Origin of the sequence: Cupriavidus oxalaticus, from assembly GCF_016894385.1 — a bacterium.
In the GTDB taxonomy this organism is placed as follows: Bacteria; Pseudomonadota; Gammaproteobacteria; order Burkholderiales; family Burkholderiaceae; genus Cupriavidus; species Cupriavidus oxalaticus.
This window is the reverse complement of sequence record NZ_CP069812.1, coordinates 1396820-1420546: the sequence shown is the minus strand read 5'-3', so window position 1 is coordinate 1420546 and position 23727 is coordinate 1396820. Positions and strand designations below refer to the sequence as shown.

The following is a 23727-nucleotide window of genomic DNA, read 5'->3' as shown; positions in this document are numbered from 1 at the left end:
TGTTAAGCCATTTTGAGCGAAAGCGATAGTCGCTAAGATACCGCCATGGAAAATACCAGCCACAAGATTCTTGTCGTCGACGATGACCCGCGTCTGCGCGATCTGCTGCGCCGCTATCTGGGCGAACAGGGTTTCACCGTGCTGGTGGCGGAAAACGCCACCGCGATGAACAAGCTCTGGCTGCGCGAGCGTTTCGACCTGCTGGTGCTGGACCTGATGATGCCGGGCGAAGACGGCCTGTCGATCTGCCGCCGGCTGCGCGGTGCCAACGACCAGACCCCGATCATCATGCTCACCGCCAAGGGCGAGGACGTGGACCGCATCGTCGGCCTGGAAATGGGCGCCGACGATTACCTGCCCAAGCCGTTCAATCCGCGCGAGCTGATCGCGCGCATCCACGCGGTGCTGCGCCGCAAGGGCCCGGCCGAAGTGCCCGGCGCCCCGTCGGAAACCCCCGAGACCTTTGCCTTCGGCGATTTCGTGCTGAATCTGGCCACGCGCACGCTGACCAAGAACGACGAGGAAATCACGCTGACCACCGGCGAGTTCTCGGTGCTCAAGGTGTTCGCCCGCCATCCGCGCCAGCCGCTGTCGCGCGAGAAGCTGATGGAAATGGCGCGCGGCCGCGAATATGAAGTGTTCGACCGCAGCCTGGACGTACAGATCTCGCGCCTGCGCAAGCTGATCGAGCCCGACCCGAGCAACCCGCGCTTTATTCAGACGGTCTGGGGCCTGGGCTACGTCTTCATTCCCGATGGCGTGAAATAACCGATAACGGCCGCTGTTCCTATCGTGGCGACCGTTATCGGCAGAACCGCGACGCGGTTCTTTGGTTCGCTGTTCTGGCGAACCTTCATGCTTATCGCCCTGCTGCTGGCGATCTCGCTGGGCATCTGGTTCCAGAGCTACCGGCTGTTCGAACGCGCCCCGCGCGCGCAGCAGATCGCCATGCAGGTGGTCAGCGTGGTCAAGCTCACGCGCGCCGCGCTGCTCTACTCCGACCCCGCGCGGCGCCGCTTCCTGCTGCTCGACCTGGTGCAGAACGAAGGCATCAAGGTCTATCCGCGCGAGCAGGACGACGACTTCGCCGCGCCCACCGCCAACCCGTTCCTGACCTCGCTGGTCCAGCAGGAAATCCGCGGCCGCCTGGGCGAGGACACCGTGCTGGCCACCACCGTCAACGACATTCCCGGCGTGTGGGTCAGCTTCGAGATCGAGGGCGACGACTACTGGGTGGCGATCAGCCCCGAGCGCTTCGAACGCGTGCCCGGCATCCAGTGGCTGTGGTGGAGTATCGCCGCGCTGCTGCTGTCGATCATCGGCGCGGCCTTTATCACCGCGCGCGTCAACTACCCGCTCAAGCGCCTGGCCAACGCCGCGCGCGCCATCGGCGCCGGCGGCGACCCGCCGCCGCTGCCCGAGCACGGCGCCAGCGAAGTGGCGCTGGCCAACCACAGCTTCAACCAGATGGTGCGCGACCTGCGCCAGCTCGACGACGACCGCGTGGTGATGCTGGCCGGCATCTCGCACGACCTGCGCACGCCGCTGACGCGGCTGCGCCTGGAAACCGAGATGTCGCCGATGGACACGCCCACGCGCGACGCCATGATCGCCGATATCGAACAGATGGACGCGATCATCGGCCAGTTCCTCAACTACGCGCGGCCGCCGCTGGAAACCGTCGAACCGGTCGACCTGTCGGCGCTGGTGCACGATGCCGTGGGCGTCTACGCCGCGCATGACGATGTGCGCGTGCATGTGCGCGCCAATGAGCCGGTGATGGCCGTGGCCAACCGCATGGAAGTCCAGCGCATTCTCGACAACCTGGTCGAGAACGCGCGCCGCTATGCCAAGGACGAGCAGAGCGGCATGGCGGTGGTCGAGATCTCCACCCGCGTCGACGACAAGGAAGCGGTGCTGACCGTGGCCGACCGCGGCAATGGCGTGCCCGAAGGCCAGTTGTCGCTGCTGACGCGGCCGTTCTACCGGCTCGACAGCGCGCGCAGCGAGGCCAAGGGCGCGGGGCTGGGCATGTCCATCGTCAACCGCATCATGCAGCGCAACGGCGGGCGGCTGCTGCTGGCCAACCGCGCCGCGCCGGATTCGGGCCTGGTGGTCAGCGCCTGCTTCCGCCGCGCGTGACGGTCGCCCGGCGGCGCCGTGATGCAGCCGGCTTGAATCCCGGCGGATCGTCACCAACTTGCCATTTGCGTGCCTGCCTTGCATGGCATGCTTGCCGCTCCGCATCGCCGGCCCCGGCCGCGCGAAGCAGGCGGCACTGAACCATGGCCTGCCGTGCCTATCGGGCTCTTTGAGAATATCAATTAGCCCCCCGCAGGATGATCACGCATAATCACGTTTTGTCGCGGTGCACCGCAGCAAAGTGCCTGGCAGGATCCACGCCGGGGCCGCAGCGGCGGCACTGTACTTATTGCAACGTTATCTGGAGATAGTCTTATGAAGACCGTTGGTGAAAAGCTCGAAGCCTTCCACGTCGTCGGTGTCAAGCCGGGTTTCAACAATCACGAAGAGAACGGCCAGTCGGCTTTCGAAGACATCACCGAAAAGTCGTTCGAAGGCAAGTGGAAGGTCATCTACTTCTACCCGAAGGACTTCACCTTCGTGTGCCCGACCGAAATCGTTGCCTTCGCCAAGCTGAACGGCGACTTCGCTGACCGCGACGCGATCGTGCTGGGCGGCTCGACCGACAACGAGTTCGTCAAGCTGGCATGGCGCCGCGAACACAAGGACCTGAACAAGCTGGACCAGTGGCAATTCGCCGACGTGACCGGCTCGCTGATCGACCAGCTGGGCGTGCGTGACCAGGCCGCCGGCGTGGCCCTGCGCGCGACCTTCATCGTCGATCCGGACAACGTGATCCAGCACGTTTCGGTGAACAACCTGAACGTCGGCCGCAACCCGGACGAAGTCCTGCGTATCCTGGACGGCCTGCAAACGGACGAGCTGTGCCCGTGCAACCGTGCCGTTGGTGGCGCAACGCTGTAATTTGCACTGTCATCTGCAATTCTTCGCCAGACACCGTGGCGATCCGCGGAGGGCACCGCCCTCCGCTCCGAAACCCGCTTGCGCGGGTTTTTTGGGCCCCGATCGATAGGAGAAATAAATGGAATTCCTCAGCACGATTAAAAACCTCATCCCAGATTTCGCCAAGGACATCCGCCTGAACGTGGACGGCACCATCGCCCGTTCCTCGCTGGAAGGCAACGATGCGGTCGGCGTGGCGCTGGCGGCGGCATTCGCGGCGCAGAGCAAGGTGCTGGTGGATGCCATCCGCAATGCCGGCGTGCTGTCGCCCGAGGAAACCAACGGCGCGCTGACCGCCGCGGCGCTGATGGGCATGAACAACACCTGGTATCCGTACGTCGAGATGGCGGACGACACCGACCTGTCGACCCAGCCGGCCGGCCTGCGCATGAACGCCTACGCCACCCATGGCGGCGTGGACAAGCGCCGCTTCGAGATGTACGCGCTGGCCGCGTCGATCGTGGGCAAGTGCCACTTCTGCGTGAAGTCGCACTACCAGCTGCTGAAGAACGAACAGGGCATGACTGCGCAGCAGCTGCGCGACGTGGGCCGCATCGCCGCGGTGATCGTGGCCGCGGCCAACGTGATCGCCGCCCAGTAAGCGGACAGCGCGCCCCCGCCCCCCCAAGGGGCCGTTCCACGGCCCCTGTAGCACAACAGCCGGCAGCTTCCCAGCGGGAAATGCCGGCTGTTCCCATCTTGCAACCGCCCCCGCGCCGGCACTGCGCTGGCGCGGTGATCGGCCTACAATCCAGGCAGGATATGCACTTTCAGCCTGCCATGACCCTGCCTTCGCCGACTTCTCCCCGTTTCCACTACCGCCTTGCCGCGGTGCATGACTGGGGCGACATCGCTGCCGTCACGCAGCAAGCCTATGGCCAGTATGAGCTGGAAATCATGGAGGACTGCCGGGCCTCGTTCCAGCGCGGCATGCAGGCGGTGCTGGCAACCAGCAATCCCGACATGGAATGGTGGGTGGCGGAAACCGACCACGGCATCATGGGCGCAGTGCTGTTCTGCCATCCCGGGGCGACGCTGCCCGCGCTCGACGGCAGCACCATCACGCTGACGCAGCCAGAGGCGCGGCTGCTGTCGGTCAGCCCGCAGGCGCGCGGCCTGGGGCTGGGCCGCACGCTGATGCAGATCTGCATCCAGCGCGCGCGCGATATCGGCTCGCCCACGCTGCTGGTCAGGACCATGCCGGAGATGGCCTCGGCCAACCGGCTGGTGCAGCAGATGGGATTCACCAAGCGCACCGAGGCCGGTGCGCGCTCGGGCGCCATGGCGCGGCTGATCGACTACACCTACGCCATCCCGCCGGAAAACGCCCCGGCGGACGCGCCGCGCAGCTAGCCGCGCCCGCCCACGGCACCCGCCACAGGGCGCTCAGTCCTGCGCGCCCGTCACCGAGGCGCGCCAGACCAGCACCGCGGCCTGCGCCACGATGCCTTCCTGGCGGCCTTCGAAGCCCAGCTTTTCGTTGGTCTTTGCCTTGACGTTGCAGCGTCCCGGCGCCAGCCCGAGGTCTTGCGCCAGGTTGGCCACCATCGCGCCGACATGCGGCGCCAGCCTGGGCGCCTGCGCAATCACGGTGGCATCGACATTGCCGATCTCGTAGCCCGCCTCGCGCACGCGGCGCGCGGCCTCGCGCAGCAGCACGCGGCTGTCGGCGCCGGCAAAGCGCGCGTCGGTATCGGGGAAATGGCGGCCGATATCGCCCAGCGCGGCCGCGCCGAACAGCGCGTCAGTCACCGCGTGCAGCAGCGCGTCGGCATCGGAATGGCCCAGCAGGCCGCGGTCGTGCGGGATCTCCACGCCACCAAGGATCAGCTTGCGGCCGGGCACCAGCGCGTGGACGTCATAGCCCTGGCCCACGCGGATATCGAAAGGCATCATTGCGGTTACGCTCCTTATGCTCCTGTTGCTCCTGTTGCTCCTGTTGCTCCTGTTGCTCCTGTTGCTCCTGGTGCGCCTGTACCCAGCAGCACTTCGGCGAGCGCGAAGTCTTCCGGGTATGTCACCTTGAAATTGCGCAGCGAGCCATTGACCAGCCGCGGATGCAGCCCCAGCCGCTCGATCGCGCTGGCCTCGTCGGTCACCACCGCGCCGGCCGCCATGGCGTCCTGCAGCGCCTGGCGCAGCACGCCCAGGCGGAACATCTGCGGGGTCTGGGCCTGCCACAGCCCTTCGCGCGGCACGGTGCCGCCGATGCGGGCATCGTCCTGCGCGCGCTTGAGGGTATCGGGCACCGGCACCGCCAGGATGCCGCCGATGGCCGCATCCGGATCGTCGTCGCCGTCGCTTTCGACCGCGCGCACCAGCGCGTGGATCATCGCCGGGGTCAGACCCGGGCGCGCCGCGTCGTGCACCAGCACCCAGTCGGTATCGGTGGCGCCGAGCTGGGCCAGGTGATGCAGTCCCGCCAGCACCGATGCATGCCGCGTATCGCCGCCAACGAAGGCGGTGTCGAAGCGCAGTCCGGCAAAGGCCGCGGCGCCGAAGCGCGATTCCAGCGGCATGTCGTCGGGCGCCAGCACCAGCGCGGTGGCGTTGATCGCATCGCACGCCGAGAACGCCGCCAGCGCGTACCAGATCATCGGCCGGCCGGCCACGGCCTGGTATTGCTTGGGAACGGTGCCGCCGGCGCGGCTGCCGGTACCGGCACAGGGGATCAGGGCAAAGCGGCGAGCGGACACGGCTTGGGCAGGAAGTGAATGGCGAAGTGAAACTGTAGTGGCTGGCGCCAGCGTCGTGGCGCCAGCGGGACAGCCGGGTCGCATTCTATAATACGGCCCTTGCCCGTCGCCATGGCGCATGCATGCCTGGCGGCGTGGGCGGGTGCCGCCATGTGCCCGCAGCATTCTGTCCGACCCCCGCCCGCAATGCCGGCGGGGCGTCGTCGTTTTGAACGCCCCGTTGCCGACATGCCTGACGCTACACCCTCCCTGCCCTTCGTCAACCTGCCGCTGGTCAAGCCCGGCCTGCGCCACACCGTGGCCGGCCTGCGTGGCTCGGCCGATGCACTGGCCATTGCCGCCTACGCGCGCCAGCACCGCGCGCGCGTGCCGATGCTGGCAGTGGTGTGCGCCAATGCCGTCGACGCCCAGCGCCTGGCCGAGGAAATCCCCTGGTTCGCGCCCGAGCTGCGCGTGCGCCTGCTGCCCGACTGGGAAACGCTGCCGTACGACAGCTTCTCGCCGCACCAGGACCTGGTCTCCGAACGCCTGGCCACGCTGCACGACATCCAGGGCGGGCAATGCGACGTGATGCTGGTGCCGGCCAGCACCGCGCTGTACCGGCTGGCCCCGCCCTCCTTCCTGGCGGCCTACACCTTCTTCTTCAAGCAGGGCGAGCGCCTGGACGAGGCCGCGCTGAAGGCGCAGTTCACGCTGGCCGGCTATGAGCACGTCAGCGCCGTGATGCGCCCGGGCGAGTACAGCGTGCGCGGCGGCCTGATCGACCTGTACCCGATGGGCTCGGCGCTGCCGTACCGGATCGACCTGTTCGGCGACGAGATCGAGACCATCCGCGCCTTTGACCCGGACACGCAGCGCAGCCTGTATCCGGTCAAGGAAGTGCGCCTGCTGCCGGGCCGCGAGTTCCCGCTCGACGAAGCCGCGCGCACCGCGTTCCGCGGCCGCTGGCGCGAGGTGTTCGAGGGCGACCCGACCAAGTCGCCGATCTACAAGGACATCGGCAACGGCGTGCCGTCGGCGGGCATCGAGTACTACCTGCCGCTGTTCTTCGAAGACAGCGCGACGCTGTTCGACTACCTGCCGGCGGATACGCAACTCGCCTTCGCGGGCAACATCGATGAAGCCATCCGCCGCTTCTGGGCCGATACCACGCAGCGCTACAACTTCATGCGGCACGACCGCGAGCGCCCGCTGCTGCCGCCGGCCGACCTGTTCCTGTCCGAGGAGCAGTTCTTCGTCGGCGCCAAGCCGATGGCGCGGCTGGTGCTGCAGACGGAGCCCGGCGCGGACCAGGCGCCGTTCTCGGCGCTCCTGCCCGATGTCTCGGTCAACCGTCGCGCCGACGATCCGCTGGTCAACCTGGAATCGCTGCTGCTCGACAAGCAGACCCGCGTGCTGATGTGCGCCGATTCCGCCGGCCGGCGCGAGACGCTGCTGCAGCTGTTCGCCGAAAGCGGCCTGCGCCCGCATCCGGTGGACGACTTTGCCGCGTTCCTTGCGAGCGAAGCGCATTTCTCGATCGCGGTGGCGCCGTTGCAGAGCGGCTTCGCGTTGCCGCAGGGTCAGCTCGCCTTCGTCACCGAAGCCGAACTGTACGCCGGCACCGCACGCCGCGCCGGCCGCCGCAAGCAGGAACAGGCGACCGCGGTCGACTCGATGGTGCGCGACCTGGCCGAGCTGAAGATCGGCGACCCGGTGGTGCACAGCGAGCACGGCATCGGCCGCTACCATGGCCTGGTGTCGCTCGACATGGGCCAGGGCGACGAGGAATTCCTGCACCTCGAATACGACAAGGCCAGCAAGCTCTATGTGCCGGTGCACCAGCTGCACGTGATCTCTCGCTACTCGGGCGCCGATCCGGACACCGCGCCGCTGCACCACCTGGGCTCGGGCCAGTGGGACAAGGCCAAGCGCCGCGCTGCGCAGCAGATCCGCGATACCGCTGCCGAGTTGCTCAACCTCTACGCCCGCCGCGCCGCGCGCGAGGGCTTCGCCTTCCCGCTGTCGCCGAAGGACTACGAGACCTTTGCCGAAAGCTTCGGCTTCGAGGAAACGCCGGACCAGGCCGCCGCCATCGCCGCGGTGATCGCCGACATGACCTCGGGCAAGCCGATGGACCGGCTGGTGTGCGGCGACGTCGGCTTCGGCAAGACCGAGGTCGCGCTGCGCGCGGCGTTCGTCGCGGTGCTGGGCGGCAAGCAGGTGGCGATGCTCGCGCCGACCACGCTGCTGGCCGAGCAGCACTTCCAGACGCTGTCGGACCGCTTTGCCGAATGGCCGGTGCGCATCGTCGAGCTGTCGCGCTTCAAGACCAAGAAGGAGATCGATGCGGCCATCAGGCAGATCAACGAAGGCAGCGTCGACATCGTCATCGGCACGCACAAGATCCTGTCCGACCAGGTGAAGTTCCAGCGCCTGGGACTGGTCATCATCGACGAGGAACACCGCTTCGGCGTGCGCCAGAAGGAAGCGCTGAAGACGCTGCGCGCCGAGGTCGACATCCTGACGCTGACCGCCACGCCGATCCCGCGCACGCTGGGTATGGCGCTGGAAGGCCTGCGCGATTTTTCGGTGATCGCCACCGCGCCGCAGAAGCGGCTGGCGATCAAGACCTTCGTGCGCCGCGAGGAAGACGGCGTGATCCGCGAGGCCATCCTGCGCGAACTCAAGCGCGGCGGCCAGATCTACTTCCTGCACAACGAGGTCGAGACCATCGAGAACAAGCGCGCCAGGCTCGCCGAGCTGGTGCCCGAGGCGCGCATCGCGGTGGCGCACGGCCAGATGCACGAACGCGAGCTGGAGCGCGTGATGCGCGACTTTGTCTCGCGCCGCGACAACATCCTGCTGTGCACCACCATCATCGAGACCGGCATCGACGTGCCGACCGCCAACACCATCCTGATCCACCGCGCCGACAAGTTCGGGCTGGCGCAGCTACACCAGCTGCGCGGCCGGGTCGGACGCTCGCACCACCAGGCCTATGCCTACCTGCTGGTGCATGATGTCGACGGCCTGACCAAGCAGGCGCAGCGCCGGCTGGAAGCGATCCAGCAGATGGAGGAACTGGGCTCGGGCTTCTACCTGGCCATGCACGACCTGGAAATCCGCGGCGCCGGCGAGGTGCTGGGCGACAAGCAGTCGGGCGAGATCCACGAGATCGGCTTCCAGCTCTACACCGACATGCTCAACCACGCGGTCAAGGCGCTGAAGGCCGGCAAGGAGCCCGACCTGATGGCGCCGCTGGCGGCGACCACCGAGATCAACCTCGGCACGCCGGCGCTGCTGCCCAACGACTACTGCGGGGACGTGCACGAGCGCCTGTCGCTGTACAAGCGCCTGGCCAACTGCGAGACCGCGGAGCGTGTCGACGATATCCAGGAAGAACTGATCGACCGTTTCGGCAGGCTGCCGGCACAGGCGCAGGCGCTGGTGGAAACGCACCGGCTGCGCATCGCCGCGGCGCCGCTGGGCGTGCGCAAGATCGACGCGGGCGAGGCCACCATCAGCGTGCAGTTCGTGCCCAACCCGCCGATCGATGCCATGCGCATCATCGACCTCGTGCAGAAGAACCGGCATATCAAGCTGGCGGGGCAGGACAAGCTGCGTATCGAGGCCAAGATGCCGGACGTGGCGGTGCGCGCGCAGACGATCAAGCATACGCTGCGGCAACTGGCGTAACGCTGCGGGCGGCGGGTCGGCACCATGCGCCGCTTGCATGGACTCGGCACACGACCGGGTGTAGCATCGGATTCCTGACCGGTCAGTGATAGCGCCCCATGCCAGCCCAAGCCGCCGCCCCCCGCCAGACCGCCAATGACCACGCCGCGCGCGGCAGCGCGCTCGAATGGACCCAGCGGCTGGTCGCGTACGATACCACCAGCCGCCACTCCAACCTCGGCCTGATCGAGACCGTACGCGACCACTTCCTGACCAAGGGCCTGAAGCCGCATCTGAGCTACAACCCGCAGCAGGACAAGGCCAACCTCTTCGTCACGGTGCCCGCGGCCAACGGCGACACCAACGGCGGCATCGTGCTGTCCGGCCACACCGACGTGGTGCCGGTGGACGGCCAGGACTGGAGCACCGATCCGTTCAGGCCGGTGATCCGCGATGGCAAGCTGTATGGCCGCGGCACCTGCGACATGAAGGGCTTCATCGGCACCAGCCTGTCGCTGCTGCCGACCATCCTCGACGCAAAGCTGCGCGAGCCGGTGCACTACGCCCTCTCCTTCGATGAAGAGATCGGCTGCATGGGCGCGCCCTACCTGCTGGCCGAACTGCGCGAGCGCGGCGTGACGCCTGGCGGCTGCATCGTCGGCGAGCCGACCAGCATGCGCGTGATCGTCGCGCACAAGGGCATCAACGCCTACCGCTGCTGTGTCAAAGGGCAGGCCGCGCACTCGTCGCTGACGCCGCGCGGCGTCAATGCGATCGAATACGCGGCGCGGCTGATCTGCTTCATCCGCGATATCGCCGATGAGTTCAAGGCCAACGGCCCCTACGACCAGGCCTTCGACGTGCCCTACACCACCGCGCAGACCGGCACCATCCAGGGCGGGATCGCGCTCAACACCATCCCGGCGCTGTGCGAGTTCGTGTTCGAGTTCCGCAATTTGCCCGGGGTGGATCCGGAAGCGATCTACGCGCGCATCCATGCCTATGCCAACGATGTGCTGCTGCCGAAGATGCGCGCCGAGCATGCCGATGCCGGCCTGACGCTGAGCAAGATCGCCGCCGCTCCGTCGCTGGACGTTGCCGAGCAGGCCGCGATCACGCAACTGGTGCGGGCGCTGACGGCGGATCGCGACACCAACAAGGTCGCCTATGGCACCGAGGCCGGGCTGTTCCAGCGCGCGGGCATTCCGGCGGTGGTGTGCGGACCCGGCGATATCCAGCAGGCGCACAAGCCGGACGAGTTCGTCGCACTGGAGCAGCTCGCGGCGTGCGAGGGGTTTTTGCATAAGGTGGTCGACAGCTTGCGGGTGACGGCCTGACCTGGTCCGACGCGGCTTGGTCGTCCGCACTGCGTCGATACGCCGGCCCTCACCCCCGCCACTCTCCCAGCATCAAACCGACAATGGCTCGCCTGGGGGCGCCGCCCAAGGGCCAGGATGTGACCAAGGCGCCCTCCAACCACTCGCCCGAGTTCTATGTGGACGAGCCGGCGCTGAGCATCCGGGCAGTGCTCAGCCAGCCGGCCAGGGCGGCTACAATAGCGGTTTTTCCGCGTTGCCGCCCTGCCTGCCCGCCATGCTGCGCGCGCCCGATCCTCACCTGCCATGCCCCTGATCCTCCAGAGCACCGCCCCGCTTTCCGCCGCCGACCTCGGCACCGCCCGAACGCTCGCCCGCGCCTCCGAACTGGTGCCGCGCAGCGACACCGTGGCCGCTGCCGAAGACTGCGCGCCGCTGACGCCGGCGCTGCGCGATGCGCTGGACGATTTCTGCGGTCCGCGCGCGATCGACTGGGCCGTGGTCCCGGCCGGCCGCAAGCTGTCGGACTTCCGCCTGGTGGCGATGGACATGGACTCGACGCTGATCACCATCGAGTGCATCGACGAGATCGCGGATTTCTGCGGCCTCAAGGCCGAAGTCTCCGCCATCACCGAAGCGGCGATGCGTGGCGAGATCACCGACTTCAACGAAAGCCTGCGGCGCCGCGTGGCGCTGCTCAAGGGCCTGGACGCCAGCGTGCTCGACCGCGTCTATGCCGAGCGCCTGCGCCTGTCGCCGGGTGCCGAACGCATGCTGCAGGCCGTGCAGGCACTGGGTATCAAGACGCTGCTGGTGTCGGGCGGCTTCGTCCACTTCACCGACCAGCTCAAGCCGCGCCTGACGCTGGACTTCACCCGCGCCAATACGCTGGAAATCGTCGACGGCAAGCTGACCGGCAACGTGGTCGGCGAGATCGTCAACGCCGACGTCAAGGCCCGCACGGTGCAGGAGGTCTGCGCGCAGATCGGCGCCACGCCGGACCAGGCCATCGTCATGGGCGACGGCTCCAATGATCTCAAGATGATGGCGGTGGCCGGCCTGTCGGTGGCCTTCCGGGCCAAGCCCGTGGTGCGCGCGCAGGCCAGCGTGGCGTTCAACCACGTCGGGCTGGACGGGCTGCTGGAACTGTTCCCGCACTAAAGTCCTGCCCGCCGCCGGCGGGATCCGGTTGGGCCGTCGTTGGTCGGATGGATCGGAGTGGTGGCGGGCACACCACATCTGGATGTTGACCTCCAACATTCCGCTTGCTCAGTCAAATACGAATCATTACCATTAACGTTTTGATTCACTGACATTTCCCCTCATGCAAGTTCTGGCCGTTCTCCTGGGCCTGGCGGCGGCTGCCTGCCTGTACTTGGCCGCGCCTAACCAGGTCCTGCTGCCCCCCGGACGCGGGCGGCAGCCGCGCGTATTCGGCCGGCTGGGCCTGGCGCTGGTGATCGCCAGCACCTGGCTTTGGAGTACGACCGATGGATGGCCGGTGGCGATTGCCGCCAGCCTGGCGACGGTGCCATGCGCACTGTCGGCCTGGCCCTTCATCGGCACCTATGTCCACCGCAAGCGCGTGGCGGCGCAGGGGCAGAAGGGGCAACGGGCATGAACGCCGCCACCGATACCATGGGTACGAAGTGGCTGGCAGGCGCCCTGCTTGGCCTGCCCCTCGCCGTGGCGCTGTGCACGCTGTCGATCCTGTGGCTGCCAGGTGGCTGGGAAACCGGCATCGTCGCGGCTCTCGTCGCCTGCCTGCCAGTGTGGGTGACCATCATCAGCTGCAGCCTGCTGTTCCGCACCAGCCGCTCGGCCTGGCTGTGGCTGGGAGGCGCCAACCTGCTCTGTTTCGGCGCGCTGTGGGCGCTGCGCCTGGCGGGCCTCGCCCCGGCCGCCCTGCCCGTCTCCTGAGAACGCCAACCATGAAAACCGCAACCCTGCGCCTGTACCAGACGCTGCATACCTGGGTCGGCCTGATGGCCGGCTGGGCCCTGTTTATCGCCTTCTTTGCCGGCGCCGTGACCGTGTTCCACCACGAACTGCATGTGTGGCAGTCGCCCACGCGCCTGAAAGGCAGTGCGCCGGTCGAGGCCAGCGCCGACCCGGCGGCGGTCGACCGCTTCATGCACAAGCTGGTCGCGATCCACCCTGAGGCCGCCGCCAGCGCCTACGTGATCATGCCGTCCGAAGGCGAGCCCAATATCGCCGCCTACTGGCAGGACAAGGCCGGCGAATGGCAGATGACCACCGACGCACGCCTGGCCGGCGACGCCGCGATGCGGCGCGACACCTCGCGCGACCAGGTAATCGGTGAACTCTCGGCGTTCCTGAACAGCCTGCACTATTCGCTCGGCATCCCGGTCGGCGGGATTTACTTCATGGGCGCGATCTCGGTGCTGTACGGCCTGGCGCTGGTGTCGGGCGTGCTGCTGCACCTGCCGCGCCTCAGGAAGGATCTGTTCGCGGTGCGCCCGGGACGCAACCTCAAGCGCTTCTGGATGGATGCGCACAACGTGCTGGGACTGTTCAGCCTGCCCTTCCACCTGGTCTTTGCCATCACCGGCGCGCTGTTCTGCCTGTCGCTGGTGCTGATGATGGTGTTCAACACGCTGACCTTCGACGGCCGCCTGTTCGAAGCGGTGCCACGCGCCACCACCGCGGTACCGGAGGTGGCTGCCGCCGGCCGCGCGGTGCCGACGATGCCCACCGAGACCCTGGTGCGGATCGCGCAACAGCATGGCGGCGAACGCTTCACGCCGGAATCGTTCCGCTTCCAGCGCTTCGGCGACGCCAATGCCGTGGTCGAAGTGCGCGGCACCAGCACCAGGGCGCTCGGCAATCTCGGCTCGGTCGGCATCCACGCCGCGCAGGGCGAACCCGACGCGGGCCAGCTCACCGCCAACCAGACTGCCGGCGCGCGCGACAGCAATCACGGGCTGTACAGCTCACTGTATGCACTGCACTTCGGCACCTTCGGCGAGCTGCCGGTGCGGCTGGTCTACCTTGTGGCTGGCCTGGCGGGCGCGTTCCTGTTCTACTCGGGCAACCTGCTGTGGATCGAGTCGCGGCGCAAGCTGCGCCAGGCCGAACAGCCGCGCGTGCACCGCCTGCTGGCGCAGGCCACCGTCGGCGTCTGCATCGGCTGCTGCATCGGCGTGGCGCTGTGTTTTCCGGCAGCGCTGCTGTGGCCCGAACGCGCGGTGAGCTACACCTACTTCACGGTGTTCGGCATTGCCTGTGCATGGGCGCTGCTGCGCCCGCCGGTATGCGGGGCAATCGAACTGCTGTACGTGGCGGCACTGGCCGCGCTGACCGTGCCGCTGTCCAACGCCATCCTGACCGGCGACCACCTGCTGCACAGCATCCCCAGCGGGCACTGGATCATCGCCGGCTTCGATATCGGCGCCATCGCGCTGGCGGCCGGGTTCGTCGCCGTTGCCCGCGCCACCCGGCGGCGTGCGCGCAGCGGACCGGCAGAGTCGGTGTGGGCGATGCCGCGTGCCGCCGCCACGGCCACGGCCGGCGCCAAGCCGATGTCCGGCGCCGACGCCCGCTGAGCGCCGGCGCCTGAACGGGGGCTCGCCTACACTACATGAGCCCCCAACCAACCGACCCGACCGCCATGGAACCGACCTTCCACCAGTTTTCCGAACTGTTCGCGCAACTCGGCCTGGCTTCCGATGAAGCCGGCATCCGCAGCTTTATCGGCCAGCACGCGCCGCTGCCAGACGATGTCGAACTGGCGGAGGCGCCGTTCTGGACGCCGGCGCAGTCAGCACTGCTGCGCGACGAACTTCTCGACGACGCCGACTGGGCCGAAGTGGTCGACCAGCTCAACCTGGCGCTGCGCAAGCCTGCCTGAAGCGGCGCGGGGCGCCTGCGCGCCCCGCCTCCTTCCTGCTGCATCCCTTATCCCGCACCCAGCTTCGCCTCCATCGCCTGGCGCAGGTCGGCGATCAGGTCGCGCGGGTCTTCCAGGCCGATATAGAGCCGCACCAGTTCGCCGGTGTCCTGCCAGCCGGCCGGCGGCCAGGTGCCTGCCGGGCGCATGCCCTGCACGTGATAGGGCACGGCCAGGCTGTGCGCGCCGCCCCACGACCAGCCGATCGCGAACAACTGCAGCGCCTCGACAAAGGCATCCACCTGCTGGCGCGAGTAGCGCGCGCGCAGGATGATGGCGAACAGGCCGGTGGCGCCGGTGAAGTCGCGCCGCCAGTTGGCATGGCCCGGGCAGTCGGGCAGCGCGGGATGCAGCACGCGCGCCACCTCGGGCCGCTGGCACAGCCATTCGGCGACTTCGCGCGCGCCGCGGTCGTGCGCCGCCAGCCGCACCGGCAGGCTGGGCAGCCCGCGCAGCACCAGGTGGCAGTCATCGGCGGACACGCCCCAACCCATCAGCATGCGGGTGCGCCGCAGGCGGTCGTGCAGCGCATCGTCGCGCGTCATCACCGCACCCATCAGCACATCGCTGCCGCCGGACTGGTACTTGGTCAGCGCCTGCACCGAGATATCGATGCCCTTGTCGAACGGGCGGAAGTAGACGCCGCCCGACCAGGTGTTGTCGATCGCCGTCAGCACGCCATGCGCCTGCGCGGCGGCGACGATGGCATCGGTGTCCGCCACTTCCATCGTCACCGAACCCGGCGACTCCATCCAGATCAGGCGCGTCTCGGGGCGGATCATCGCGGCCATGCCGGCAACGTCCATCGGGTCGTAGTAGCGCACCGACACGCCGTAGTCGCGCGCCAGCCATTCGCCATGGTCGCGGTTGGGACCGTAGACGTTGTGCGGCACCAGCACGTCGTCGCCGCTCTTCAGCAGCGCGAAGTAGACCAGCGAGATCGCCGCCAGCCCGGAAGGCAGCAGCAGGGTATGGCGCGCGCCTTCTATCAGCGCCAGGTGCTGGCACAGCGCCTCGCTGGTCGGGGTGGCGTGCAGGCCGTAGCGCCAGTAAGTGGTGGCGCCGTCGCCCTGGGCACGCAGTTCGGCCAGGTTGCGGAAGACCACGGTCGAGCCGCGGTGGGTGGCGGGCGAGAACGAGACAAAGCCGGGCGCGATGTCCAGCTCGGGCTGGACTGCGACGGTCTGCAGGTAATGGGGACGGGGGACGGGCTTGTCGGGCTTGTCGGACGGCGAATCGGACACGGCGAATTCCTTGCTGGCTGCTTGCGACTGCTGGCCGGCGCTGGCGCGATGCCAGGCAGGCATCACGCTGTCCGGCCAGCAATGAGACTCGGTGAGCCTTCGAGCTTACCAGCAAATGCCGGCCGCGCCACCGGGAACGATGGCGGACCGCTTGTCCTGTGGAAAATGGTGCCCGACTACCAGCCCGAGATCGACGACTTGGGCGGCGGCGGCGCGTAGGTAACGCCGCTGTTGGGCGTCATGTCGAACGGCGGGATGACCAGAACGCCCAGGGGGCGGATAAAGAACGGCAGCACGATGGCGGGATTGAAGGCATCGGTCCAGGTGCCGCGCACGGCGCCGCTGGCGTCGATATTGCCTTCCCAGTTGCCCGATACGCGCGTACCGTCGTCCGACTCTTCCATCAGGAAAGCGCCGTTTTCCCATTCGCCGGCGAGCAGGCGCACACCGGCGCCGCGGCCGGTGTATTCGCCGCGCACGCTGTCGCGTTCGTCAGGCTTGGGGCCGAGCCGCAGCCGCACGGGCTGGTCGCCGACCTTGCCGACATAGACCGGCAGCGAGGAATACTCAGCGCGCGGCGCCAGCGGCGTTGGCGCACCGGTCGACAGCGCCGTGCCACGCCGGGCCTCGCCATCACGGATGGCCTGGTTGATGCCCAGGCCCGCGCCGTCGCCCGATACCGCCCCGACCTGCCCGGTCGACAATTCGGTCGCCGGTGCCGCCTGCGCCGTGCCCGCCAGGGCGAGCACGGCAGCCAGCGCCGGAATAGACGATTTCAGCAGCACACGGCGCAAGGCGAGCCTCAGATCCGTTCAAAGATGGCGGCAATGCCCTGCCCGCCGCCGATGCACATCGTCACCAGCGCGTAACGGCCTTGCACGCGTTGCAGCTCGTACAACGCCTTCACGGTGATCAGCGCGCCGGTGGCGCCGATCGGGTGGCCCAGCGAGATGCCCGAGCCGTTCGGGTTGACCTTGGCCGGATCCAGGCCCAGGGCCTTGGTCACGGCGCAAGCCTGCGCGGCAAAGGCTTCGTTGGCCTCGATCACGTCCAGGTCCGACACCTGCAGGCCGGCGCGTTCCAGCGCGATCTTCGTCGCCGGCACCGGGCCGATGCCCATCGTCTTCGGATCGACGCCGGCATGGCCATACGACACCAGGCGCGCCAGCGGCTTCAGGCCGCGGCGCTCGGCCTCGGCACGCTCCATCATCACCACCGCGGCGGCCGCGTCGTTCAGGCCCGAGGCGTTGCCGGCCGTGACCGTACCGTTTTCCTTGACGAAGACCGGCTTGAGCTTGGTCATGTCGTCGATGGTGGCGTCATGGCGCACGTGCTCGTCGGTGTCGAACGTCACATCGCCCTTGCGGCCCTTGCTCACCACCGGGACGATCTGGTCCTTGAAATAGCCGGCCTTGATCGCAGCGGACGCGCGGCGGTGCGATTCCAGCGCGGCCTCGTCCTGCTGCGCGCGCGAGATGTCATATTCCTTGGCGACGTTCTCGGCGGTCACGCCCATGTGGATGCGGTGGAACGGGTCATGCAGCGCGCCCAGCATCATGTCGACCAGGCCGGCATCGCCCATGCGGGCGCCCCAGCGGGCCGCCGGCGCCAGGTACGGGGCGCGGCTCATGCTCTCGGCGCCACCGCCGATGGCAACGTCGGTATCGCCCAGCAGGATGGTCTGCGCGGCGCTGACGATGGCCTGCAGGCCGGAGCCACACAGGCGGTTGACGGTCAGCGCCGGAGCATTGGTCGACACCCCGCCGTTGACCGCAGCGACGCGGCCCAGGTACATGTCGCGCGGCTCGGTCTGGATCACGTTGCCGAACACCACATGGCCGACGTCGTCGCCGGACACCTGCGCGCGGGCCAGCGCCTCGCGCACGACCAGCGCGCCCAGTTCCGCCGGCGCCACGTCCTTCAGGCTGCCGCCAAAGGTCCCGATCGCGGTACGGACACCGCTCACCACTACGACTTCACGCGTCATGACTTGTCTCCAGGAGGGTTATGTTGCGCCGCACAGTATAGCGGCGTAACGCCAGAAACGAACGACCGTACTTTTACCTAATCGCGAGCAGGCGGGCCTTGTCCGGCAAGACTAGCTCAGACCTCGCCCCACAGGTCGTGGCCATCGGCGCCCGTGATCTTCACCTCGACGAACTCGCCCGCGCGGTAGCGCTGCGAGGTACGCTCCGGCGGCGCGATATAGACCAGGCCGTCGATTTCCGGCGCATCCGCCGACGAACGGCCGATGCCGCCGTCCTGGTTGACCTCGTCGACCAGCACGCGCAGGGTCTGGCCGACCTTGCGCTGCAGCCGGCGCGCGGACACTTCCTCGGCCACTTCCATGAAGCGGGCGCGGCGCTCCTCGCGCACCTCGTCGGGCAGCGCGCCCGGCAGGTCGTTGGCCGTGGCGCCTTCCACCGGCGAGTACGCAAAGCAGCCGACGCGGTCCAGTTCGGCCTCGGCGATAAAGTCCAGCAGCGTCTGGAATTCCGCTTCGGTTTCGCCCGGGAAGCCGGCGATAAAGGTGCTGCGGATGGTCAGCTCGGGGCAGATCTCGCGCCAGGCGCGGATGCGGTCCATGGTCTTTTCGGCGTTGGCCGGGCGCTTCATGCGCTTGAGCACGTCCGGGTGGGCGTGCTGCAGCGGCACGTCCAGGTACGGCAGCACGTGGCCCTGCGACATCAGCGGAATGATCTCGTCGACGTGCGGGTACGGGTAGACGTAGTGCAGGCGCACCCAGGCACCGTACTGCGCAGCCAGCTCGCCCAGCGCCGCCACCAGTTCGGTCATGCGGGTCTTGAGCGGGCGGCCGTTCCAGAAGCCGGTGCGGTACTTGACGTCGACGCCATAAGCGCTGGTGTCCTGCGAGATCACCAGCAGTTCCTTGACGCCGGCCTTGAACAGGTTCTCGGCCTCGAGCATGACTTCCGCGACCGGGCGCGAAACCAGGTCGCCGCGCATCGACGGGATGATGCAGAACGAGCAGCGGTGGTTGCAGCCCTCGGAGATCTTCAGGTAGGCGTAGTGCTTGGGCGTCAGCTTGATGCCGGCAGCGGGCACCAGGTCGGTGAACGGGTCGTGCGGCTTCGGCAGGTGCGTATGCACGGCCTGCATCACTTCACCCAGCGCATGCGGGCCGGTCACGGCGAGCACCTTGGGGTGCACCGACGACACAATGTCCTGCCCCGCCGCATCCTTCTTGGCGCCGAGGCATCCGGTCACGATGACCTTGCCGTTCTCGGTCAGCGCCTCGCCGATGGCGTCCAGGCTTTCCTGCACGGCCTCGTCGATAAAGCCGCAGGTATTGACCACCACCAGGTCGGCACCGTCATAGGTGCCGCTGATGGCATAGCCCTCGGCGCGGAGCTGGGTGATGATCTGCTCGGAGTCGACCAGGGCCTTGGGACAGCCAAGCGAAACGAAACCCACGCGCGGACTATTGTCTTTCTGGGTCGTTGATTCTGAAGGGTTTTTCACGGTGTGATACGAATGTGGGGCAGGCGGGGCGGAGTATATCCGGTTATCGCGCGGGGCGAGCGTGCGCCAGGCGATGCAGGCCAATCGCGTATTTTACCCGTTTGCCATGCTTTGCCGGCGCCTGACGCCACACTTGATGACGGGTTCAGTCAGGAATCGGAGAGGCGCCGGGGACACTTTGCAGCAAGTGCCCGATCTCCGCGGAGTCTTGCATGCGCCGGATCGCGGCATGCAGTTCGGCAGCCTGCGGCCAGGTCCGCTTCAGGTAGCTGAGCCAGAGCTTGACCCGACCGTGCTCATGGCAGGACGAGATCCGCTCGTGCAGCTTCTTCAGGTACAGCGAGATCTGGCGCAGCACCAGCGGCCATTCGGCGGCGGACGGCGTGCTCTCCATCTGCCCGCGGATGCGCTGGGCCAGGAACGGGTCGGAGACCGCGCCGCGCCCGATCATCACATCGTCGCAACCGGTCACGACGCGACAGCGCTCCCAGTCGGCGACGGTCCAGACGTCGCCGTTGGCAATGACCGGAATGTCGATGGCCTGCGCGATCCGCGCGATCCACTCCCAATGCGCGGGCGGCCGGTAACCGTCGTCGCGCGTGCGCGCATGCACCACCAGCGATGCCGCCCCGCCCTCCGCCAGCGCGGCGGCACAGTCCAGCGCGAGTGCGGTATCGGAAATGCCCAGCCGCATCTTGGCGGTCACGGCGATATGCGCCGGCACCGCGGCGCGCACGGCGGCCACGATGCGGTTCAGCAATTCAGGTTGCCCCAGCAGCATCGCGCCGCCGCCATGCCGGTTGACCACCTTCGCCGGACAGCCGAAATTCAGGTCGATGCCGTGCGGCGACAGGGTTGCGGCATAGGTGGCATTGCGCGCCAGCCATTCGGGGTCGCTGCCGAGCAGCTGGATCACCATCGGCGTACCGCTGTTGGTGTAGCCGCCCTGCAGCGTTTCGGGCGTATCCCGCTCATAGACGCGCGCGGGAAGCAGCGAGCCCGTCACCCGGACGAACTCCGATACGCAGCCGTCGTAGCCGCCAAGGCCGGTCAGCACGTCGCGCAAGACGTAGTCCGCAAGCCCCTCCATCGGGGCGAGGATCAGCCGGCTCATGATCAGGCGTGCGCCAGGCGGCGCGCCCCGGCTGTGCGGGCGCGCAAACGGCAAGGACAGTGGATTCTGGAAGGCATCGGGATTCGCGCTTTGCAGGCGAGTCCGCAAATGAGCCGCCAGTTCAGGAGGTCGGCATTTTAACCGCTTCGGCCGCTGCGCTGCACGCCGGAGTTCTTAATCGAAGGCGTGCAGGAAAAGCGGCAGGCCAGGCGGCCCGCCGCAACAACCCTTACTTCTTGTCCGGCTGGTTGAACGGGAACGTCCCGAACATATTCTTCGCCTGGCTCTGCATCTGTTCCTGCATCTGCACGAACAGGTTCTTGCTCTGCTCGATGTAGTTGCTCATCATGCCCTGCATCATCGGGCCCTGCATGTTCATGAACTGCGACCACATGTCGGGGCTGAAGGCTTCGCCCGAATACAGGCCCTTGGAGTTCTCGGCCAGCTTGTTCTGGATATCGATAAAGGCCTGGATGTTCTTTTCCAGGTAGGTGCCCATCATGCCCTGCATGGCATGGCCGTAGAACCGGATGATCTGCGACAGCATGGCACTGGAGAACATCGGCACGCCGCCGGTCTCTTCTTCCAGGATGATCTGCAGCAGGATGCTGCGGGTCAGTTCATCCCCCGACTTGGCGTCCACGACCTTGAATTCTTCGGAATCCATGACCAGCTGCTTGACGTCAGCCAGGGTGATATAGGTGCTGGTCTGGGTGTCGTAGAGCCTGCGGTTCGGATACTTCTTGATCAGTCGCTCTGCGCCTTTTTTGGTCGTGGCCATCGGTGCTCTGTCCTTGTGTCGTCGCTGATTGCGCGCTGCTGCACCGCATGGGGTGCAGTGCGCAAATCGGTACCGCCTGCGCCATCTGTAATTGTCGTATCGGCTTGCCGCGGCCTGTTCGCGCATGGCTGCGCGTTGCGGCTTCGCCACCTCGCCCCCGCGAGGGCCGCGCTGCACGACTATGGTGCTGGCTGCGCCGCTGCCCTGATTCTATGCCCAACAAAGCACTAAGAAAAGCGACCCCGCTTAAGGAAAACCCGGTAAACCGGCGCCAGAACGGCAAAAAAAAGCCGCGCAGAAACGATTCGCGGGCCATTGCGGCCCGCGAAAGAGACAGCGAAACGAAACGTCCGCCGCCTTGTGCGCCGCGCTGGCTGCACCGCAAAATGCGGCCGCCGGCGCGGTTGCCGATCATGCCGGCAGGTCAGCCCATGTGCAGGCCGCCGTTCAGCGAGAAGTCGGCGCCGGTGGAGAAGCCGGACTCATCGGAAGACAGCCAGGCGCAGATCGAAGCGATCTCTTCCGGCTCGCCCAGGCGCTTGACCGGGATCGTGCCGACGATCTTGTCGAGCACATCCTGGCGAATCGCCTTGACCATGTCGGTGGCGATATAGCCCGGCGATACGGTGTTGACCGTCACGCCCTTGGTCGCCACTTCCTGGGCCAGCGACATGGTGAAGCCGTGCAGGCCAGCCTTGGCGGTGGAGTAGTTGGTCTGGCCGAACTGGCCTTTCTGGCCGTTCACCGACGAGATATTGACGATCCGGCCCCAGCCGCGGTCGACCATGCCGTCGATCACCTGCTTGGTGACGTTGAACAGCGAGGTCAGGTTGGTGTCGATCACCGCATCCCAGTCGGCGCGGGTCATCTTGCGGAACACCACGTCGCGCGTGATGCCGGCGTTGTTGATCAGCACATCGACCTCGCCAACCTCGGCCTTGACCTTGTCGAAGGCCGCCTTGGTCGAGTCCCAGTCGGCGACGTTGCCTTCCGAGGCAACGAAATCGAAGCCGAGCGCCTTCTGCTGCTCGATCCACTTTTCACGGCGCGGCGAGTTGGGGCCGCAACCGGCCACCACACGAAAGCCATCCTTGGCCAGCCGCTGGCAGATAGCGGTCCCGATGCCGCCCATGCCGCCGGTCACATACGCAATGCGCTGAGTCATGTCCACTCCTTGATTGGCTCTTCGTTATCGCTGCCGGACCCGCGCGAACCGCTGGCCCGGCCTACTGCTGACTTGTTGCCGCTTCAATTCAGCCTGGCTGCCGATCAGTTGCGCTCCACCGCCAGCGCCACGCCCATGCCGCCGCCGATGCACAGCGAGGCCAGGCCCTTCTTGGCGTCGCGGCGCTTCATTTCGTGCAGCAGCGTCACCAGGATACGGCAGCCCGATGCACCGATCGGGTGACCGATGGCAATGGCGCCACCGTTGACGTTGACCTTGGAGGTATCCCAGCCCATCTGCTGGTGCACCGCCAGCGCCTGCGCGGCAAAGGCTTCGTTGATTTCCATCAGGTCGAGGTCCTGCGGCGTCCAGCCGGCACGCGACAGCGCGCGCTTGGAAGCCGGCACCGGGCCCATGCCCATCACCTTGGGTTCGACGCCGGCGTTGGCGAAGCTCTTGATCGTGGCCAGCGGCGTCAGGCCCAGTTCCTTGGCCTTGGCGGCCGACATCACCACCACTGCAGCGGCGCCATCGTTCAGGCCCGAGGCGTTTGCCGCGGTCACCGAGCCGGCTTTGTCGAAGGCGGGCTTCAGGCCGGCCATGCTGTCCAGCGTGGCGCCGTGGCGGACAAACTCGTCGGTCTTGAACGCAACCGGGTCACCCTTGCGCTGGGGAATCAGCACCGGCACGATTTCTTCGTCGAACTTGCCGGCCTTTTGCGCGGCTTCGGCCTTGTTCTGCGAGCCGACCGCAAATTCGTCCTGCGCCTCGCGCGTGATGCCGTATTCCTTGGCGACGTTCTCGGCGGTAATGCCCATGTGGTACTGGTTGTACACATCCCACAGGCCGTCGACGATCATGGTGTCGACCAGCTTGGTATCGCCCATGCGGAAGCCGTCGCGCGAGCCCGGCAGCACGTGCGGCGCGGCACTCATGTTTTCCTGGCCGCCGGCCACCACGATCTCGGCGTCGCCGGCAGCGATGGCATTGGCCGCCAGCATCACGGCCTTCAGGCCCGAGCCGCAAACCTTGTTGATGGTCATGGCCGGCACCATGGCCGGCAGGCCGGCCTTGATCGACGCCTGGCGCGCCGGGTTCTGGCCCGAGCCGGCGGTCAGCACCTGGCCCATGATGACTTCGCTGACTTGTTCCGGCTTGATGCCGGCGCGCTCCAGCGCCGCCTTGATGACCACGGCGCCCAGTTCCGGGGCCGGGATCTTGGCCAGCGATCCGCCAAACTTGCCTACTGCGGTACGAGCCGCGGAAACGATGACAACGTCAGTCATGGTGTAGTCCTTTCAATGGAAATGGAAAGC

The 23727-nt window shown here is 67.2% G+C and carries 22 protein-coding genes; 12 read left to right on the top strand and 10 right to left on the bottom strand.

The genetic code is table 11. The features are described from left to right. The first annotated feature begins 45 nt into the window (after positions 1–45). The 5 genes from ompR (at position 46) to JTE92_RS18975 (ending at position 4398) form a co-directional block, all read left to right on the top strand. Positions 46–768 (top strand): osmolarity response regulator transcription factor OmpR, encoded by a 723-nt coding sequence (gene ompR / locus JTE92_RS18995; RefSeq protein WP_010810107.1) that lies wholly within the window; start codon positions 46–48, stop codon positions 766–768. Positions 769–792: 24 nt separating this feature from the next. Beyond that, entirely contained in the window at positions 793–2142 is a 1350-nt protein-coding gene (locus JTE92_RS18990; protein ID WP_063238669.1) for an ATP-binding protein, read from the top strand. Positions 2143–2457: 315 nt separating this feature from the next. Next, positions 2458–3006, top strand: coding sequence for a peroxiredoxin (locus JTE92_RS18985; RefSeq protein ID WP_063238668.1), 549 nt, complete (start codon positions 2458–2460; stop codon positions 3004–3006). A 118-nt stretch (positions 3007–3124) separates the two neighbouring features. Further along, positions 3125–3646: a carboxymuconolactone decarboxylase family protein gene (locus JTE92_RS18980; protein WP_063238667.1), complete on the top strand. Its 522-nt coding sequence runs from the start codon at positions 3125–3127 to the stop codon at positions 3644–3646. Between the two features lie 179 nt (positions 3647–3825). Next, complete coding sequence (locus JTE92_RS18975) at positions 3826–4398, top strand: GNAT family N-acetyltransferase (RefSeq protein WP_063238666.1); 573 nt, start codon at positions 3826–3828, stop codon at positions 4396–4398. Positions 4399–4431: 33 nt separating this feature from the next. On the opposite strand, the gene ispF is transcribed toward JTE92_RS18975, so the two are convergent. Both ispF and ispD read right to left on the bottom strand, forming a co-directional pair. Further along, complete coding sequence (gene ispF, locus JTE92_RS18970) at positions 4432–4941, bottom strand: 2-C-methyl-D-erythritol 2,4-cyclodiphosphate synthase (protein WP_063238665.1); 510 nt, start codon at positions 4939–4941, stop codon at positions 4432–4434. Positions 4942–4955: 14 nt separating this feature from the next. Beyond that, positions 4956–5741: a 2-C-methyl-D-erythritol 4-phosphate cytidylyltransferase gene (gene ispD / locus JTE92_RS18965; protein ID WP_063238664.1), complete on the bottom strand. Its 786-nt coding sequence runs from the start codon at positions 5739–5741 to the stop codon at positions 4956–4958. 228 nt (positions 5742–5969) lie between these two features. Between ispD and mfd the strand changes: the two genes are divergently transcribed. From mfd to JTE92_RS18930, 7 genes are all read left to right on the top strand, one after another. Then, on the top strand, positions 5970–9419 hold the full coding sequence (gene mfd / locus JTE92_RS18960; RefSeq protein WP_063238663.1) for a transcription-repair coupling factor: 3450 nt from the start codon (positions 5970–5972) through the stop codon (positions 9417–9419). A 98-nt stretch (positions 9420–9517) separates the two neighbouring features. Next, complete coding sequence (argE, locus tag JTE92_RS18955; protein ID WP_063238662.1) at positions 9518–10735, top strand: acetylornithine deacetylase; 1218 nt, start codon at positions 9518–9520, stop codon at positions 10733–10735. Between the two features lie 285 nt (positions 10736–11020). Then, entirely contained in the window at positions 11021–11875 is an 855-nt protein-coding gene (gene serB, locus JTE92_RS18950) for a phosphoserine phosphatase SerB (RefSeq protein ID WP_063238661.1), read from the top strand. A gap of 163 nt (positions 11876–12038) precedes the next feature. Next, a complete protein-coding gene (locus JTE92_RS18945) occupies positions 12039–12335 on the top strand; it encodes a hypothetical protein (RefSeq protein WP_063238660.1) in 297 nt (98 codons plus the stop codon). Beyond that, positions 12332–12634 carry a hypothetical protein gene (locus JTE92_RS18940; RefSeq protein ID WP_063238659.1) on the top strand — a complete coding sequence of 101 codons (303 nt, stop codon included), beginning with the start codon at positions 12332–12334 and terminating at the stop codon, positions 12632–12634. The genes JTE92_RS18945 and JTE92_RS18940 overlap by 4 nt, the downstream gene beginning before the upstream one ends. 11 nt (positions 12635–12645) lie before the next feature. Next, complete coding sequence (locus tag JTE92_RS18935) at positions 12646–14280, top strand: PepSY-associated TM helix domain-containing protein (protein ID WP_063238658.1); 1635 nt, start codon at positions 12646–12648, stop codon at positions 14278–14280. Between the two features lie 65 nt (positions 14281–14345). Next, positions 14346–14585: a DUF2789 domain-containing protein gene (locus JTE92_RS18930; protein ID WP_063238657.1), complete on the top strand. Its 240-nt coding sequence runs from the start codon at positions 14346–14348 to the stop codon at positions 14583–14585. 47 nt (positions 14586–14632) lie between these two features. Here JTE92_RS18930 and JTE92_RS18925 read toward each other — a convergent pair whose 3' ends face one another. The 8 genes from JTE92_RS18925 to JTE92_RS18890 form a co-directional block, all read right to left on the bottom strand. After that, entirely contained in the window at positions 14633–15868 is a 1236-nt protein-coding gene (locus tag JTE92_RS18925; RefSeq protein ID WP_063238724.1) for a cystathionine beta-lyase, read from the bottom strand. Positions 15869–16044: 176 nt separating this feature from the next. Continuing rightward, entirely contained in the window at positions 16045–16662 is a 618-nt protein-coding gene (locus tag JTE92_RS18920) for a hypothetical protein (protein WP_063238656.1), read from the bottom strand. Positions 16663–16670: 8 nt separating this feature from the next. Further along, complete coding sequence (gene bktB, locus JTE92_RS18915; protein ID WP_063238655.1) at positions 16671–17855, bottom strand: beta-ketothiolase BktB; 1185 nt, start codon at positions 17853–17855, stop codon at positions 16671–16673. 116 nt (positions 17856–17971) lie between these two features. Continuing rightward, a complete protein-coding gene (gene rimO, locus JTE92_RS18910; RefSeq protein ID WP_063238654.1) occupies positions 17972–19351 on the bottom strand; it encodes a 30S ribosomal protein S12 methylthiotransferase RimO in 1380 nt (459 codons plus the stop codon). A gap of 145 nt (positions 19352–19496) precedes the next feature. Continuing rightward, positions 19497–20465, bottom strand: coding sequence for a tRNA dihydrouridine synthase (locus JTE92_RS18905; protein ID WP_063238723.1), 969 nt, complete (start codon positions 20463–20465; stop codon positions 19497–19499). Between the two features lie 229 nt (positions 20466–20694). Further along, a complete protein-coding gene (phaR, locus tag JTE92_RS18900) occupies positions 20695–21246 on the bottom strand; it encodes a polyhydroxyalkanoate synthesis repressor PhaR (RefSeq protein ID WP_022534503.1) in 552 nt (183 codons plus the stop codon). Positions 21247–21670: 424 nt separating this feature from the next. Beyond that, complete coding sequence (locus JTE92_RS18895) at positions 21671–22411, bottom strand: 3-ketoacyl-ACP reductase (RefSeq protein WP_063238653.1); 741 nt, start codon at positions 22409–22411, stop codon at positions 21671–21673. Positions 22412–22515: 104 nt separating this feature from the next. Continuing rightward, the gene (locus JTE92_RS18890) at positions 22516–23697 is read right to left on the bottom strand and encodes an acetyl-CoA C-acetyltransferase (RefSeq protein ID WP_063238652.1); all 1182 of its coding nucleotides are present in this window, start codon (positions 23695–23697) and stop codon (positions 22516–22518) included. Between the last annotated feature and the right edge of the window lie 30 nt (positions 23698–23727).